The organism is Anaerocolumna aminovalerica (assembly GCF_900115365.1).
Classification (GTDB): domain Bacteria; phylum Bacillota; class Clostridia; order Lachnospirales; family Lachnospiraceae; genus Anaerocolumna; species Anaerocolumna aminovalerica.
Map to the genome: position 1 here is coordinate 14955 of NZ_FOWD01000004.1, position 18024 is coordinate 32978.

An 18024-nucleotide genomic window follows, 5' to 3' on the forward strand; every position below is an offset into this window, starting at 1 on the left:
TGTTATAATGAAATATATAATGGGAGTCGATGGTGGAGGTACACATTCCAGAGTACTGGTAACAGACTTAAATGGTAATGAAATATATCAGGGAATAGGTAAAAGTACAAATATAGAAAGTAATTCTTTGGAAACTGTACAGAAGAACTTCAAGGATTTGTTTCAGGAATTCCATAACAAATCTGATTATTCCAAGGAAGAGTGTATTTCCATCTGTGTAGGTACAGCGGGAGCAGATACCCCGGAAGCAGTGGATTTGATTACCGGCTTAATTAGTAATTTAGGTTATACCTGTTTCATAGAAGTTTTAAACGATTCAGAAATTGCTTTAGCTGCTGAAACAAAAGGGAAGCCCGGAATTATAATTATATCCGGTACCGGATCCATTGGATTTGGTGTAAATGAATTTGGAGAAAAGTGGAGAGTTGGTGGTTTTGGGTACCTGGTAGGGGATGAAGGCTCCGGTTATTGGGTAGCTCGCAAAGGTATCGGAGCTGCTTTACAAGATTTTGACCATTCAGGGGATAAAACCATGTTAACAGAAATGTTAAAGGAACATTTAAAATTAGAACGTTTTGATAAAATTCTGGATTTTATTTATAGTGCTAATAAAAGTGAAATAGCTAAATTGGCAACTCTTGTTATACAAGGATGTGAGCAAGGAGATATTGTATCAAAAGAAATAATGGATAGCGCGGCTGCTTACCTTGCCAGGATGGTAATTACATTGGCTAGGGAATTGCAAATGACGACCCAATCCTGTCCGGTTATATATGGTGGGGGTTTTTTAACCAACTCAATGTGTTTGTGTTCTTCTATAAGTGATAGGATACTCACCAAATATCCCTTATTAAAACCTTTTCTGTTAAAGAATGAAGCACAATGGGGTGCTATTTATATAGCAGCAAATAAGGCAGGAATAAAGATTTAATAGTCTTTATTCCTGCCTCTTTTCATAAACATCTTTCATACATTGCATTTTTGCAAATTGTATTATAACTATCTTTCACAAGTACCTGTTACAAATATCTTTTACAGAATCCTTTATAAAGTATCTTTTACAACACAATATTTTAATATTCTTTGCTGAATACCTGCACAACCGCCTAAAATTACTGGCTGTTCCAGTTCAGAACTTTTCATAAAAATAGGGTTAGGTGTTTTATCTGTTACTTTATTTAAGATTTGCTCCATGTAATTATTTCCGCTTTTCATAACACCGCCGCCAAGAACAATTAAATCAGGATCAAACAGGGTGTTCACATTAACTAACGCCATAGATAATTTATCTATAAATTCTTCTACCATATTTACTGCCCAAGGAGCGTTTAATTCAGCATAACGGAACACATCCCGTGCTGTTATGGAAGCCAGTTCTTCTGTGTTAAGGCTGTCTTTTAGTATTTCTTTGGCTCTTTCTCCCAATCCATAACCTCCGATGGTGGATTCTAAAGCACCGAAACCTGGGTATCTATGTAATAAATCGCTTCTATCAAACATTCCATAGCCCAATTCCCCGGCTCCATTATGAGCACCCCGTAAGATACAACGATCAAGAATGATTCCCATACCAATACCGGTTCCTATGTGAATATAAATTAAATTGGAGCTTGTACGGCCATGGCCAAACCAAAGTTCTCCAAGGGCTTCTAAGTTAACATCGTTTTCTACAAGTATTGGATATGGATATTTTTCTTGAAGATATATACCAAGTGGAAGGTTGTCCCATCCTACACTAGGGGCAGCCAACACCTTATTGTCTCGTACAACACCAGGAACCCCTACAGATATTCCCCGTAATATTCGATTTTCCACAAAAGGGAACATGTCATCGATTAAGGATTCAACCAGTTTAATGCAGCTTTCCCCTGTACAATGATGGTTGTTAATAGTTTTGATTTCTAAGATATTTCCTAAAATATCACAAAGAGCAACTGATGCCTTAGTACCGCCGATGCCTACAGATATAATGACATTATGAGAATTATCAATTTCAATTAGCGGTCTTCTTCGTCCGCCGCTAAATTCAAATTCTCCGGACATACGTAAAAGCTTATCTTCCATTAGTTCATCAATAATACGAACAATGGTGGATAAGTTCAGATTTAAATCGGAAGCTATGGCAGAACGGGATACTATACCATTTTGCCGAACATATTCTAATATTGCTGTCCTGTTAATATCACGCATTTCTTTTGGAACGATAGATTTAAGTACAGACATAAACTTCTCCTATTAAGATTTCTATATACTTTCCCTAATTAAAATCAGGAAAATACCTGCCAATTTCAGTGTTTAAGAAAATTATAATATAACTCCATTTAGAAGTCAAAGGAGAAGATTTTATCTCATTAGCCTGTTCAAATCTTCATAAAAAGCAGGATAGGATATATTTACACAATCAGCTCCCAGCACATCTACAGGACTATCTGTAACAAGTCCTGCAATAGTAAATGACATGGCAATTCGATGATCTGCTTTACTATCAATAGCAGCACCATGAAGAGGTAAGCCCCCATTGATAATCATGCCATCTTCAGTTGCTATAATATCTGCCCCCATAAGTGATAAATTATTAACCATAACGTCAATTCGGTTAGATTCTTTCACTTTAAGTTCGACCGCATCTTTAATTACGGTTTGCCCTTTTGCGAAACATGCCATAATAGCGATTATCGGAATTTCATCTATTAAGGTAGGTATAATGGGGCCGCCTATTTCAGTTCCTTTTAATTGGCTGTAACTTACTATAATATCGCCTACAGCTTCCGTATCTGTGTTACGGATATTTTCAATTGCTATATCAGCACCCATCTGTTTGCACACGCGAATAATACCATCACGGGTGGGATTAATACCTACATTTTTAATTACCAACTGAGAACCGGGTACTATCAATCCAGCAGCAATAAAATAAGCGGCGGAGGAAATGTCACCTGGTACTTCAATCTTCCTGGCTGTTAATTTTGGGTTTGGCTGGATGGTGGCAGTAGTATCACTAATTATTAAATCAGCACCAAGCATTTTTAACATAAGCTCCGTATGATTTCTGGATACATTAGGTTCTGTTACGGAAGTAGATCCTTCGGCATATAGTCCTGCTAACAAAACGGAAGATTTTACTTGAGCTGAGGCTACCGGTGAATCATAGTGGATACCATGTAAATGGACATCTTTTCGTCCTGTAATATGAAGAGGGGCCAGACCTCCACCCGGTATACTCTCTACCTTTGCTCCCATCTGGGATAGTGGAGTAATGATTCTTCCCATAGGACGCTTTTGTATGGAAGCATCCCCTGTAATTACAGTATCAAAGGTCTGTCCGCTTAAGATACCGGACATAAGTCGCATGGTAGTTCCGCTATTGCCCACATCTAAGGTCTTTGCAGGCTGTTTTAAACCATGTAATCCTTTTCCCCGCAGGGTAACTTTATTTTGTTCAGGATTGTTTTCTATGGTAACTCCCATTTGGCGAAAACAATTTATAGTAGATAAACAATCTGCTCCTTGCAGAAAATGGGTAATTTCTGTGGTACCTTCTGCTAAAGAACCAAGCATAACTGCTCTATGAGAAATGGATTTATCCCCTGGGACTGTAATTTCACCACGTAAAGGCTTTATTTTATTGGTCATATTAGCTCCTATCTTCCTTTCCTGCTCATTCTTATCTTTCATATACAGTATAACGATATTTCTTTAGCAATTCAACCGCCTTTATTAGTGCCTCTCTTTCGTAGAACTCAATACGGAGAACACCTTGCTGGAATTCCCTGTTGTGAATGATTCCGATATTCTTTATACTGATTTGGTTTGAGGCTAATAAAGTGGCAACGGTAGCAATGGAGCCGGCCTCATCATAAATATCAATATAGGTCTCATATACATTTGCCAGTATACCCGAGGACTTATTGGGAATGGAGTCACGGTATTCGCCTGCAATATCAAATAGATCATAAATATATTTTTCGTTCTTTTCTTCCAATGCATAATATATTTCTTTTAAAGAAGCAATGTATTTATCTAAAAAATTTTGAATACTTTTTGTATTGGTCAAACAGATATCCTGCCACATAGCAGGAGAGGAAGAAGCAATACGGGTAATATCTTTAAAACCGCCAGCAGCCAGTGTCCTCATATTCTCCTCGGAATCATCGGATTCTTTTACTAGATTTACAAGGCTTGTGGCTATTAAGTGGGGTAAATGACTAATGGCAGCAGTAATATTATCATGTTCTTTATAGTCTAATACTAAGGGAATAGCACCCATGGATCCTACCAGATGATATAGGATTTCTGTAGTAGCAGGTGGTGTTTCATCAGTAGGAGTTAAGATATAGTAAGCATTTTCAAGTAATTTGCTATGAGAGTTCTCATAACCTGTTTTTTCAGAACCGGCCATAGGGTGACCGCCTATAAAATTGCTCTTTAATCCTATTTCCTCAACTGCCCTATGAATGCAGCCTTTAACACTGCCTACATCTGTAATGATACAGCTTGGTTTAATAATATCTTTTAATTGCTCTAAATATGTAATGTTGGATAACACCGGAGCACATAAGAAAATAATATCGCAGGAAGAGAAACCTTCCTGTAAATCCTTATAAACAAAATCCAGCACATGATCCTTTAGAGCATCTTCCAACCCTTTTCCCATATCACCAGTGGAATAATGATAGGATAGCAGAGTAAAGGTTGGATGAGCCTCTTTTATAGCCCGTGCAATTGACCCGCCAATTAATCCAAAGCCGATAAATCCAATTGTTAAATCATTCATTTTTTTCACCTATTCCATATCATAATTGTCTCAGATATGTTACTTTGTTTTCATAATGATTTTAAAATTTCTTACCCATTAATTTTGCCAATGGCCTGATTTCACCACATAATTCCTCAAATTGTTGAAAGGTAAGAGACTGTGGTCCATCGGATAGGGCACATGCGGGATTAGGATGGGTTTCTATCATAAGTCCGTCTGCACCTGCTGCTATAGCACTCATGGCAAGAGGTTTTACATATTTTCTGACACCGGTTGCATGACTGGGGTCTACAATAATAGGCAAATGACTTTTATGCTTTATAACCGGAACAGCACTAATATCTAATGTGTTACGGGTAGCTGTTTCAAAGGTACGGATTCCCCGTTCACATAATACAACATTAGGATTACCTTCTGCTATTATATATTCAGAGGCATTTAACCATTCATCAATAGTAGCAGAAAGACCACGTTTTAATAAAACTGGCAGACCTGTTTTTCCTGCTTCTTTTAACAAATAGAAGTTTTGCATGTTACGGGCTCCAATTTGAAGCATGTCTACATATTTAACTGCTGCTTCAATGGCAGCTAAACTGGTTACTTCACAAACAACAGCCAGACCTGTTTCATCTTTGGCTTCTTTCATAAGTTTTAACCCATCTTCTTCCAGACCTTGGAAAGCATATGGAGAGGTTCTTGGCTTGTATGCACCCCCTCTTAATATCTGGGCTCCGGCTTTCTGAATGGCCTTGGCAGTTTCCATTACCTGATCTTCGCTTTCTACAGCACAAGGTCCTGACATAATAATTAATTCATCACCCCCAATGGAGGCATTTCCTACTTTGATAATGGAAGGCTCCGGGTGAAATTTTTTATTTGCTAATTTGTAACTTTCAGTAACAGGAACAACTTTATCTACATCCTCGGCAATTTCTAAATTTTGATTCTGAAGTTTGGTTTTATCACCCACAACACCAATGATTGTAACTTCTTTACCATCAGAAAGATGAGCAGTCAGTCCATTATCTTCAATGATACGAATAATATTTTGAATTGACTCTTTTTTTGCTCCCGGTTTCATAACAATAATCATAATAACCTCGATTCTGGCGTTTTAACGCCTAATAAAATTAAGGAGAAAAATAATACTTTTTCAGCCTAGAATAATCTTTATTCTCAAATACTTGCAAAATAGCCACTCTAATCTTAAACCTTGTACAATCCTTTTTATGTTTATTTAATCAGATTTATTTTCTTTTTTAAAAATTAAAATAATAATCCCACCATATAATAGGGGTTTTAGAAATGTAAGATTCAAAATTTTTGACAAAATTATTGTACAATGAAATTTTATATATGTCAACACTGTGTTACTTTAAAGCGTTACGATTTAAAGTATAAAAGAAAGAGAGTATTTTAATAATTCGACAATATACTTAATATTATTGAAAAATACAGATATTTTCCATGAGAATACATTAGTATTTCAAAGTATATTGAAAATTATTTGTTAATCTCTTATAAAAGTATTGTAAAATCAGACATTTTTTAGTAAAATATAAACATGGATATTATATTTGGTGTGCAATCCATAATATTCAGTTAATAAGCAAGACAAAAATATTAAGTAATGGAGGAAAAAAGAATGAATGTTTACACTTCAGAAAAGATTCGAAATGTTGTATTGTTAGGCCACGGTGGCTGTGGCAAGACTACTTTAGTCGAAGCCATGGCCTACTCAACAGGAATTACAAAGCGTCAAGGTAGAATTGAAGAGGGGAATACCATAAGTGATTATGATAAGGAAGAAGTAAAACGTCTTTTTTCAATTAGTACTACAGTAGTACCCATTATATGGGAAGATATTAAGATTAACATTCTTGATACACCAGGATATTTTGACTTCGTTGGAGAAGTAGAAGAAGCAATGACAGCAGCAGATGCAGCAGTAATTGTTGTATCCGCCAAATCCGGAGTTGAAGTTGGTACCAAAAAAGCTTGGGATTGCTGTGAAAAGCATAATTTACCGAGAATGTTTTTTGTTACTGATATGGATGATGATAATGCAAGTTATCGGAAAGTTGTTGAAGAATTAACTGAACTTTATGGAAAGAAAATTGCACCATTTCACATACCAATTCGTGAAAATGAAAAATTTGTTGGATTTGTTAATGTTGTTAAGATGGGCGGAAGAAGATTTACAACTTTAGGAAAATATGAAGAATGCTCAATTCCTGATTATTCTATGGAAAATCTGAATAAATTCCGTGAAACTTTGTTAGAAGCAGTTGCTGAAACAAGCGAAGAATTAATGGATAAATATTTTAATGGAGAGGAATTTACTCAGGATGAAATTTCTCTTGCACTTAGAAATAATGTTATTGATGGCAGTGTAGTACCGGTTCTTATGGGATCGGGACTTAATGCACAAGGCCCTGTTATGCTCCTTCAAGCAATTGAAAAATATTTCCCAGCTCCAAATAAAAGTGAAATTAAAGGATTAAATACGAAAACTAATCAACCTTTTGAGGCAAATTACAATGAAAGCCTTCCTATGACTGCCAGGGTATTTAAGACCATAGCAGATCCTTTCATTGGAAAGTTCTCACTTATAAAGGTTTGTTCAGGAATCTTAAAATCAGATTCCAATATATATAATGCAGAAAAGGATACCGAAGAAAAACTTTCCCGCCTTTATGTACTAAGAGGAAAAGAGCAAATTGAAGTAAGTGAACTTCATGCCGGTGACATAGGAGCTATTGGCAAATTATCCAACACAGTAACAGGAGATACCTTATCTACAAAGGCTGTACCTGTTGAGTATGATAAACATGAGATGCCAAAACCATATACTTATCAACGTTTTATGACAAAAAATAAAGGGGATGACGATAAAGTATCACAGGCACTGTCCAAATTAATGGATGAAGATCTGACTTTAAAGGTCGTAAATGATAAAGAAAACAGACAAACCTTACTTTATGGTATTGGTGAACAACAATTAGAAATTACAGTAAGTAAGCTGCAATCCAAATATAAAGTAGAGATTGAAACCATGAAGCCTAAGGTACCATTTAGAGAAACACTTAAAAAGAAAGTAAGAATACAGGGTAAATATAAAAAGCAATCTGGCGGACATGGACAATATGGCGATGTTCACATTGAATTCGAGCCATCCGGGGATTTAGAGAAACCTTACGTATTCGAAGAGAAGGTATTTGGCGGTGCAGTTCCAAAGAACTATTTCCCGGCAGTTGAAAAAGGGATAGCAGAATGTGTTTTAAAAGGACCTGTAGCAGGATACCCAGTTGTTGGATTAAAGGCAACCCTGGTAGATGGGTCCTACCACCCGGTAGACTCCTCTGAAATGGCATTTAAAATGGCAACCATTCAGGCATTCAAACAAGGTTTTATGAGTGCATCACCAGTATTATTAGAGCCTATCGTTTCATTAAAAGTTGTTGTTCCAGATAAATTTACCGGTGATGTAATGGGTGACTTGAATAAACGCCGGGGCAGAGTATTAGGTATGAACCCTCTTCATCATGGTGGTAAACAAGAAATAGTTGCAGACATACCTTTATCTGAGATGTATGGTTATTCAACTGACCTTCGTTCTATGACAGGTGGAGCTGGTGATTTCTCCTATGAATTCAACCGCTACGAACAAGCACCGTCGGACGTTCAGCAGAGAGTGATTGAAGAAAGTGCTAAGAATGGAGAGAATGAATAAATAATCTCCTCATAATATAATTATAATAAATAAAAGCTGTTACAATTATATTACTAGATTGTAACAGCTTTTTCATGTAACTAAATTTAGTCAGCTTATCTTTCTAATACTATTCTTTCGCAAAGATCATTATAAGATATTCCAATAGCTTTTGCTTCCTGTGGCAACAAGCTGGTTGGTGTCATTCCTGGTAATGTATTCGCTTCTAAACAAAAGGCATTGTTATGCTTATCCAAAATAAAGTCAATTCTTGAATAAAATCCTAACCTTAATGTATCGTGAACGGCTAGTGCTTTTTCCTTTAATAAATTTGATATATCTTCTGAAATATTTGCAGGGCAAATTTCTTGTGTTAAACCAACTTGATATTTGTTTTTATAATCATAAAAGCCAGACAAAGGCTTAATCTCAATTACTGGCAAAGCTGTATTATTAAGAATGCCAACCGAGAACTCTCTTCCTTCAACTTTATCTTCAATAAGGATAGCGTCTTCATACTTTTTAGCCAATTCAATCGCATTCTTTAATTGATTCCCATTTCCTACAATATTAACACCTACACTGGAACCACAACTACAGGGTTTTACAACACAAGGATAGCTTATACCATCAAGAGTATATTCCTTATTTAAACATATGTATTTCCAATCTGGTGTTAAAATATTATTTGCTCGTATTATCTTCTTAGACAAATCCTTATCCATTGCTAGAAGACTTCCAATATAATTCGTCCCTGTATATCGTATACCATTCAATTCAAGTACTGCTTGTAACTGTCCGTTTTCACCGATTGAACCATGCAATGCCAGAAAAACAATATCTGCTTCCTTACATAATTCAATGACACCTTCGCCTATTAGACTGCTTTTATTATTTACGCTATTTTTGATTGATTCTAAATCAGGTTCATGTTCTGGCACGGAGTAAGAAAATCTGTAATCTGACTTATTATTTGTATATACTGGAGAAAATGTACGGTTATGTATTCCTAAATATAAATCAAGTAATAGAACATCGTGTCCTTTCTCAATTAAAGCATTTGATATTAACGTTCCCGAAGCAATTGAAACATCCCTCTCCGGACTAAGGCCTCCTACTAATACGACTATCTTCATACTATCCCCCTGGATCAATATAATTATGACAAAGTCTATATATTAATAACCAATTTATACTTTAGTACCATCATATTACTTTTTTAAAAAAATATCAATACAAATAGGATGCAATAAAACAAACCGTCCCTTGTTAAGTAGGACGTTAAAGGAAGCTTTATTCTATATAGCATAAAGTAAATGATTTTGTATCAAACTTAAAAGAGTAATGTAAAACAAACTCTTGAAAGGGAAAGACATGACTGAATTTTATGGCAGATATAAAAAACGTTCATATTTTGAGGGCTGGTATTTTAAGAATCAAAATGAAAGGGATACCATCTCCTTTATTCCGGCATTTCATATTGATCAGAATCAAAATAAATCCGCATCCATTCAGGTGATTACCAACTGCGCCTCCTATCACCTTGCTTACCCGATTAATGAATTTTCAGTATGGGATAAAAAATTTGGTATACGAATAGGAAAGAATATATTTACCGATAGGGGTATCAGTCTTGATATAAAAAGAAATAATCTCACTTTAAAAGGTAAGCTAAGCTATAGTGCTTTTACACCATTAAAATATGATATTATGGGACCTTTTCGGTATGTTCCCTTCATGCAATGCCGTCACAGTGTTTTCAGCCTTACACATAATGTAAATGGTACGATCGTAATGAATGGCAGAAGTATGAGCTTTCATCAAGGTATGGGCTATGTGGAAGGAGATCGGGGGACGAGTTTTCCCAAGAACTATCTTTGGACACAATGTAACTGGTATGATAGAGGAAATAATACAGTTATGGTATCCATAGCGAATATCCCCATAGCAAATTTCGCTTTTACAGGGTGTATCAGTGTTATATATTATGGTGGGAAAGAATATCGGCTTGCTACTTATTTAGGGGTAAAAATAAAGAAATACAATAAAAAAGAACTGTGGATACAGCAAGGTAAATATGATTTATATGTACAATTGCTTGAAGAAAATCCTTATAGTCTAATGGCACCGGAGAAAGGGAATATGATTCGTACTGTCCATGAAAGTATCAATTGTAAAATACGGTATCGCTTTATGGTAGAAGGTAACGTGGTTTTTGATTATACAGGTAATGGCAGCTTTGAAAATGGAATTATGGAGTAAATGGACCAGCTCTGTATTACGATATGTTCAAAGTATTATCTATGTATTCAATCTGAGCAGTTAATTCTTCCATGGTAGCAGCTCCTGGTTTCTGCACTCATTTCCTGTGAATTCACCATAATTAACTTATTAATTTTTTCATATTACTTTGTATATATTTAATGGCTCATAAAAATGTTAGAGAGGCTGTTATAATATCATTCCGAATTTATGTGATTTTAACAGCTTTTTACATATGACTAAACCGATTTCCTCATATATAAACTTTTACTGTGAAGGCTGATATATCAATTTTTACTTAACACACCATATTCCTTAAGGTGCAAAGGAAGTTGATCAGGGATAATAACACAGGAAATAAATTTTTATAAAAATGAAAACTGTCTCATTGCATAAAGAGAAAAGATAAATTATTATTTACCTATAGGAGGTATATTGGTATGGCAAATGAACAAAGCAAAGATTTCAATGCAATGCTGCATAATAGTAAGGATATGCCTAAAGTGCAACGTATTACTGATGAAAAAAGCATTGAAAAGTATGGTGGGGAGAGGATGTATTTTGCCCCGCCTATTGATTACGACCGAGTAATGAAGACAGTGCCTTTGGGAAAAGTTATTACAGTAGGACAGATTAGGGATTATTTTGCAAAGACAAACAATGCGGATTTTACAGATCCCATCACTGCAGGAATTTTTGTTTCTATTGCTGCATGGGCAAGTGAACAAAGAGACAATGATAAAACACCATACTGGAGAACACTTAAAGCGGGCGGTGAGTTAAATCCTAAATATCCAGGCGGTGTTGAGGTACAAAAAGAAAAGTTGGAGGCAGAAGGGCATATCGTTATTCAGCGAGGAAGAAGCAATATCAGATATTATGCAAAAGATTACCAAGATAGCTTATACTGTCTTTTTTAATTCGCTAAATTCCAATTTATCAGTGCACAATGTACAGAATAGGAAGCATTGATTCAATGCTTCCTAAAAGAATTATTGGAATTGTACTATTACTTATTTCATAAACTAAAAATCTTATAGCCAATATACATTAGTTTACTTTTTAATATTTTGGTGATATGATTCCATAAACAAGATAAGTAGACTTAGTTTAAGTGATATAATTCCAAAACAAGATAAGCAAACTTTACTGTTTAGCTTTAGCATAGATTAAAAAGATTATTAACAAATCATATGTGTTATGGTTCTGAAAATATCAAATCATTCGGAACATGGAGGTAAACATGATAAGACCGGAACATGATAGGTTAACACAAGGAACAGAATCAGATAAAAACGAAAAAGGCCGTCTGAAAATATATTTTGGTTATGCAGCAGGAGTTGGTAAAACCTATGCAATGTTAGATGATGCAAGAGAACTGCAAAAGCATGGTGTAGATGTGGTGATAGGGTATATAGAATCCCATACCCGTCCGGAAACATTGCAGTTATTAAAGGAGCTGCCTGTACTGCCTAGAAAAGCTGAAAAATACCAAAACGTAGAATTGACTGAATTTGATATAGATGGAGCTTTAAAAAGAAAACCCCAACTTATTATTATAGATAACTTATCACATACCAATATGCCTGGTGCTCGAAATAAAAAGAGGTACCAGGATGTGGAAGAACTTCTGAATGCAGGCATTGATGTTGTTACTTCTATGAGTGTCCAACACCTGGAAAGTCTGAAAGATGTTGTGGAGAATATTACTGGTATAAAGGTTAGGGATACCGTACCAGATAACATTTTTGAATATGCAGATCAGATTGAATTGGTGGATATAGAACCAGAAGAGCTGTTGTTCCGATTAAGAACGGGTAAAGTATTCAAGGAAGAACAAGCCGATAAAATTACACAACATTATTTTACGAAAGAAAATTTAAGAATACTACGTGAATTAGCTATGAGAAAAGCTGCCGATAGAATTAGCCATGATAATCAAAAGGAATCTCATTCATCAGAAAAAATGTCTAATTCTAAACTATTAGTTTGTATCAGCAGTTCACCTACTTCAGCCAAAAGTATACGCTGGGCTTCAAGAATGGCAGAATCCATGCATGCACCTTGGGTTGCTGTATATATAGATAAAGAAGAGAGTATTTTTGATAGGGAGGAACAGAAGAAAGCGCTACAAGCCAATATGGAACTGGCAGAGCAGTTAGGTGCTGAAGTTGTTACTCTAAATGGATATGACGTGGCAATTACCATATCCGAATATGCTAGGCTATCAGGTATTACCAATATTGTTATTGGAAAAAGCAGAAATAGAAAGACCATAAAGAATTTCTTTGAAATGGATTTAGAAGATAAACTGATTTCTTTGATGCCTAATATTGAAGTACACATAATACCAAATAGTAATATTTTAAGATACTATAAAAAGCCATGGAAAATATCCTTCCTTAACCAGTCTTTTTCTTGGCGGGATTCTATAATAACCAGTGTTTTATTAATAGGTGCCAGTGGATTATCATTATTTCAAAAAATTCTGAATATAGAAGAGCATAATGTTATTCTAATATTTATTTTATCTGTATTGATTATATCAAGAGTAACAAAAGGCTACTTTTACGGAATATTTGCCTCTATAATAAGTGTTATTATGTATAATTATATATTTGCAAAACCATATTTTGCATTTACACCCTTACGTAAGGAAAATTATATTACTTTTCTTATAATGTTATTAGTTGCGTTAATAACCAGTGCTGTGACCATACGTGCTAAGACCCAGGCGATCTATGCAGTTGACAGGGAGAGGCGTACGGAAATCTTGTATGAAATTAATAAGAAGCTTCTGGTAACAAGAGGTCTTGAGAATATAGTACAATTAACCAATGAATATATTACGAAAATATTTAGCCGTTCAGCTATTATTTATACAGAGGATCCGGATAAAGGCGGAGCAGGTTCCATTATGGCTGTAAATGAAGATATAAAATATATGGATACGGACTTTGAACGGCAAGTTGCCCATTGGGTGTATGTCAATCAAAAAAGGGCAGGTGCAGGAACGGATACCTTTTCGCAAGCAGTTGCTTTTTACATGCCTGTCTTATCGCAGGGAAATGTTTTAGGTGTAATTGGATTATCCTGTTTGAACAAAAATTATTTAACACAAAATAACCGCTCATTTTTAAGAATGATTGCTTCTCAAGTTGCTATGGCTTTAGAGCGGCAGAGGTTATCAGATGAACAAAGATTAATTTTAATACAAAGAGAAAAAGAAAAGATGCGAAGTAATTTGCTAAGAGCTATATCCCATGATTTAAGGACGCCTTTAACAAGCATATTAGGTGCAAGTTCCACTATTCTTGAAAATAGTGAAACTATTGAGAAGGAAACACAAAACAAATTGCTGTCCAATATTAAAGAAGAATCTCAGTGGCTCATTAGAATGGTAGAAAATCTTTTGTCAGTAACCAGAATCAGTGAAGAGACCTCTGAGGTTAAAAAGACCCCGGAAGCTGTGGAAGAAATAGTGGCGGAAGCAATTAGCAGAATAAGAAAGAGATTTAAAGACAGCAACATAAATGTACAAGTTCCAAAAGAACTTCTATTTGTTCCTATGGATGGAATATTAATAGAACAGGTACTTATTAATCTGATTGAAAATGGAATGAAACATTCCAGTGAAAACCCCACTATTGATGTAGTAGTAAAAAAGGATAAGGACTTCGCAATCTTTGAAGTAAGTGATAATGGTTCCGGTATTAAAGAAGAAAACTTCTCCTGTCTATTGGAGAGTTATGTACCCAATAGAAAGCATTCCTCAGATTCATCAAGGGGAATGGGAATTGGACTTTCCATATGTATGTCTATTGTAAAGGCACATGGGGGAAAGATGGAATTTGAAAATAAACAAGGTGGAGGAGCTGTATTTCGATTTACATTACCCCTGGATGGAGAGAAAAATAATGTCAAATAAATTATTAATATTATTAATAGAAGATGAAGTTCCAATACGAAATTTTATGTCTGCAATTCTGAATTCGAAAGGGTATCGTGTAATAGCAGCTGGCAGCGGAAAAGAAGGTTTATCTATGATAACTTCCCATTGTCCGGATCTGATTTTGCTGGACTTAGGCTTACCGGATATTGATGGAATAGAGGTGGTTAAGAAGGTCAGGTCATGGAGCGGTACTCCTATTCTTGTTGTATCTGCCAGAGGGCAGGAAAGGGAGAAAGTAGAAGCCTTAGACTTAGGGGTAGATGACTATATTACAAAACCTTTTGGTACTTCGGAACTACTGGCAAGAATCCGAACAGCATTAAGACATAGTAACAGGACAAATGGGGAAAACCTAATGGAACCGAAGGAGTTACGTATTGGAGATCTTACCATTGATTATACGAAGAGATTGATTAAAGTGAAAGAAAAAGAAGTCCATCTTACTCCTATTGAATATAAGATTATGATGATACTTGTAAAGAATCTGGGTAAAGTTCTTACTTACCAATACATTATTAATGAAATCTGGGGGCCTTATATGGAAGAAAATCAGACGTTAAGGGTGAATATGGCTAATATTCGCCGAAAGATTGAGGAGAATCTGGCGGAACCTAAGTATATCATTACGGAGGTAGGAGTAGGCTACCGAATGGTGGATGAGAGGGTGGACTAAGACCTGCGGGGCTTACACATGGAATTATTTTCATGGGAAAATCAGCATATCTTCCTTTCAGAAAATAAAAATTATTGTCGACTATTACAGAAAAGTAGGTTATACTTAGGTACATGCAATGAACCGGGCAATTAGAATACACAATTTAAATGTTAATTCTAACTAACAAAAAGATTTATCTTGATTATAAAGATAGTTTTAATAGATGGGATTTTTCTCCCAAAGGAGATAATTAATGATTAAAGATTTTTTACCAATTAGTAAAGAAGATATGGATAGACGCGGATGGGATCAGTGTGACTTCGTGTATGTTTCGGGAGATGCTTATGTTGATCATCATTCTTTTGGACCGGCTATTATCAGCAGGGTGCTGGAAAGTCATGGATATAAGGTGGGAATTATACCGCAGCCGGATTGGAAAGACAGTAATAGTATAACTGTTCTGGGTACACCAAGATTAGGCTTTTTAGTCAGCGGAGGAAATATGGATACTATGGTTAACCATTATACCGTTGCTAAGAAACGAAGACATAAGGATTATTATTCACCAGGCGGGGAAATGGGCAAGAGGCCGGACAGAGCTACCATTGTATACTGTAATTTAATTCGAAAGGTATATAAACATATTCCTATTATTGCGGGGGGAATTGAGGCCAGCTTACGAAGACTGGGTCACTACGATTACTGGAGTGATAAAGTAAAACGTTCCATTTTGCTTGATTCACAGGCGGATATTATCTCCTATGGCATGGGAGAACGTTCCATTGTTGAAATTGCGGAAGCATTAGAAAGTGGTATTGCAATTGAGGATATTACCTTTATAAATGGTACCGTTTATAAAGCCAAAGATTTATCCTCCGTATATGATGCAGTTACCTTACCCTCTTTTCAGGAAATATTAGATAGCAAAGAAGAATTTGCAAAAAGCTTTTATACACAATATTGTAATACGGATCCATATTCAGGGAAAAGGTTAGTGGAGAAGTATAAAGAAAATGAATATATAGTGCAGAATCCACCTGCAAAGCCTTTGTCCCAGGGGGAAATGGACAGGATATATTCTTTACCTTTTATGAGAGACTATCATCCTTCTTATGAAGAAAAGGGCGGTATACCGGCAATTGAAGAATTAAAGTTCAGTCTGGTTCATAACCGGGGATGCTTTGGAGGTTGTAATTTCTGTGCATTAACCTTTCATCAGGGAAGAATTATTCAAACCAGAAGTCATGAATCTATATTAGCGGAAGCAAATCAGCTAATCTGGGACAAGGATTTTAAAGGCTATATTAATGATGTTGGTGGTCCTACTGCTAATTTTAGATTTACGGCATGTGAGAAGCAAAATACTAAGGGGGCATGTATTAACAAACAATGTTTGTTCCCTGCTCCTTGCAAAAATCTAAAGATAAATCATGAAGACTATTTATCGTTATTAAAAAAATTAAGGGAATTACCAAAGGTAAAGAAGGTATTTATCCGTTCCGGTATTCGCTTTGACTATTTAATCAACGATAATGATGATACCTTTATCAATGAACTATGTGAACATCATATTAGCGGCCAGTTAAAAGTTGCTCCGGAGCATATTAGTGATAAAGTGCTGGATCTGATGGGAAAACCAACGAATTCTGTGTACAAACGGTTTATTACCAAATACAAAAAGATTAACGAAAACATTGGCAAAAATCAGTTTGTTGTACCTTACCTTATGTCTTCCCATCCAGGTTCAACTTTAAAAGAAGCCATAGAGTTAGCTGAATATATTAGAGATATTGGATATATGCCGGAACAGGTGCAGGATTTTTACCCAACTCCTTCCACTATTTCTACTTGTATGTATTATACCGGATTAGATCCAAGAACCATGAGACAAGTATATGTACCTAGAACACCTCACGAAAAGGCAATGCAAAGAGCATTGATTCAGTATCGTAACCCTAAAAATTATGATTTGGTAGTGGAGGCTCTTACTTTAGCCAATCGAACTGATTTAATTGGATTTGAAAAACATTGTTTAATCAGACCGAAATATAATGGAAAGAACGGATACGGGAATAGATCTGAAAGCAAACATACTGGCGGTAATAAGCATGGTAGTGAACATTCAACTAAGGGAAACGCCAATAAAAGGGGAAAAGCAAATAAACATTCATCGGATAGAAATACAAGCAAAAATACCGGTAAATATAGTAAAAATAGTAGGAATAATGATGGAATAAAAAAAGCAGGAAGAGGAGTTCAAAAGAACAACAAAGCTAAGGCTATAAAAAGATAACCAGAATAAGAAATTAGAGACATGTTTTTTCATACATGGTCTCTAATTTTTTTTGTATACTGTTATTTCAACATAGTGAACTATGCCAGGCGGTGAAAGTCTGACTGTGATACACCAGTGACCATATAACCAAACTGGTATGTTCTGTAAGATAATTAAGCAGATGGGTAAAATCCTCCGAACTTACCAATAGCTCAAAAAGCAGCAGCATATAATGGCCCGTCAGGCATATGTTGGCTTTGTCAAATCCTGCTGAGCTGGTAATGTCAAGCCACATTCTTATTCTATGTTTATTGATAGAAATAATATGTACAACTTAGTATGTACAAGTTGTAATAAAAATTATTTTTCAAATAAATTAGTAAATAAAAGAGGACAAAATTGTTCAATACGT

General features: G+C 35.4%; 12 protein-coding genes. 7 read left to right on the plus strand and 5 right to left on the minus strand.

The window, feature by feature from the left end; translation table 11 throughout:
* Positions 1-7: 7 nt before the first annotated feature.
* Positions 8-931 (plus strand): BadF/BadG/BcrA/BcrD ATPase family protein, encoded by a 924-nt coding sequence (locus BM183_RS03175; protein WP_091684334.1) that lies wholly within the window; start codon positions 8-10, stop codon positions 929-931.
* Between the two features lie 113 nt (positions 932-1044).
* Here BM183_RS03175 and BM183_RS03180 read toward each other — a convergent pair whose 3' ends face one another.
* The 4 genes from BM183_RS03180 to aroF form a co-directional block, all read right to left on the minus strand.
* Complete coding sequence (locus BM183_RS03180; RefSeq protein WP_091684335.1) at positions 1045-2223, minus strand: ROK family protein; 1179 nt, start codon at positions 2221-2223, stop codon at positions 1045-1047.
* A 120-nt stretch (positions 2224-2343) separates the two neighbouring features.
* Entirely contained in the window at positions 2344-3633 is a 1290-nt protein-coding gene (aroA, locus tag BM183_RS03185) for a 3-phosphoshikimate 1-carboxyvinyltransferase (protein WP_091684596.1), read from the minus strand.
* A 31-nt stretch (positions 3634-3664) separates the two neighbouring features.
* The gene (locus tag BM183_RS03190; protein WP_091684336.1) at positions 3665-4774 is read right to left on the minus strand and encodes a prephenate dehydrogenase; all 1110 of its coding nucleotides are present in this window, start codon (positions 4772-4774) and stop codon (positions 3665-3667) included.
* 61 nt (positions 4775-4835) lie between these two features.
* Positions 4836-5849, minus strand: coding sequence for a 3-deoxy-7-phosphoheptulonate synthase (gene aroF / locus BM183_RS03195; protein WP_091684337.1), 1014 nt, complete (start codon positions 5847-5849; stop codon positions 4836-4838).
* A gap of 552 nt (positions 5850-6401) precedes the next feature.
* Here aroF and BM183_RS03200 point away from each other — a divergent pair.
* Positions 6402-8489 carry an elongation factor G gene (locus BM183_RS03200; RefSeq protein ID WP_091684338.1) on the plus strand — a complete coding sequence of 696 codons (2088 nt, stop codon included), beginning with the start codon at positions 6402-6404 and terminating at the stop codon, positions 8487-8489.
* Between the two features lie 95 nt (positions 8490-8584).
* On the opposite strand, the gene BM183_RS03205 is transcribed toward BM183_RS03200, so the two are convergent.
* Positions 8585-9604, minus strand: a complete 1020-nt coding sequence (locus tag BM183_RS03205) for a D-alanine--D-alanine ligase family protein (RefSeq protein WP_091684339.1) — start codon at positions 9602-9604, stop codon at positions 8585-8587.
* A 238-nt stretch (positions 9605-9842) separates the two neighbouring features.
* On the opposite strand from BM183_RS03205, the gene BM183_RS03210 reads away from it, so the two are divergent.
* From BM183_RS03210 to BM183_RS03230, 5 genes are all read left to right on the plus strand, one after another.
* Complete coding sequence (locus BM183_RS03210) at positions 9843-10730, plus strand: tocopherol cyclase family protein (RefSeq protein WP_091684340.1); 888 nt, start codon at positions 9843-9845, stop codon at positions 10728-10730.
* A gap of 440 nt (positions 10731-11170) precedes the next feature.
* A complete protein-coding gene (locus tag BM183_RS03215; RefSeq protein ID WP_091684341.1) occupies positions 11171-11650 on the plus strand; it encodes an MGMT family protein in 480 nt (159 codons plus the stop codon).
* A 323-nt stretch (positions 11651-11973) separates the two neighbouring features.
* Positions 11974-14658, plus strand: coding sequence for a sensor histidine kinase (locus BM183_RS03220; RefSeq protein ID WP_242960829.1), 2685 nt, complete (start codon positions 11974-11976; stop codon positions 14656-14658).
* Complete coding sequence (locus BM183_RS03225; RefSeq protein WP_091684343.1) at positions 14648-15355, plus strand: response regulator; 708 nt, start codon at positions 14648-14650, stop codon at positions 15353-15355. Before BM183_RS03220 ends, BM183_RS03225 begins: the two co-directional genes overlap by 11 nt.
* 235 nt (positions 15356-15590) lie before the next feature.
* Positions 15591-17630, plus strand: coding sequence for a YgiQ family radical SAM protein (locus BM183_RS03230; protein ID WP_091684344.1), 2040 nt, complete (start codon positions 15591-15593; stop codon positions 17628-17630).
* Positions 17631-18024 lie beyond the last annotated feature (394 nt).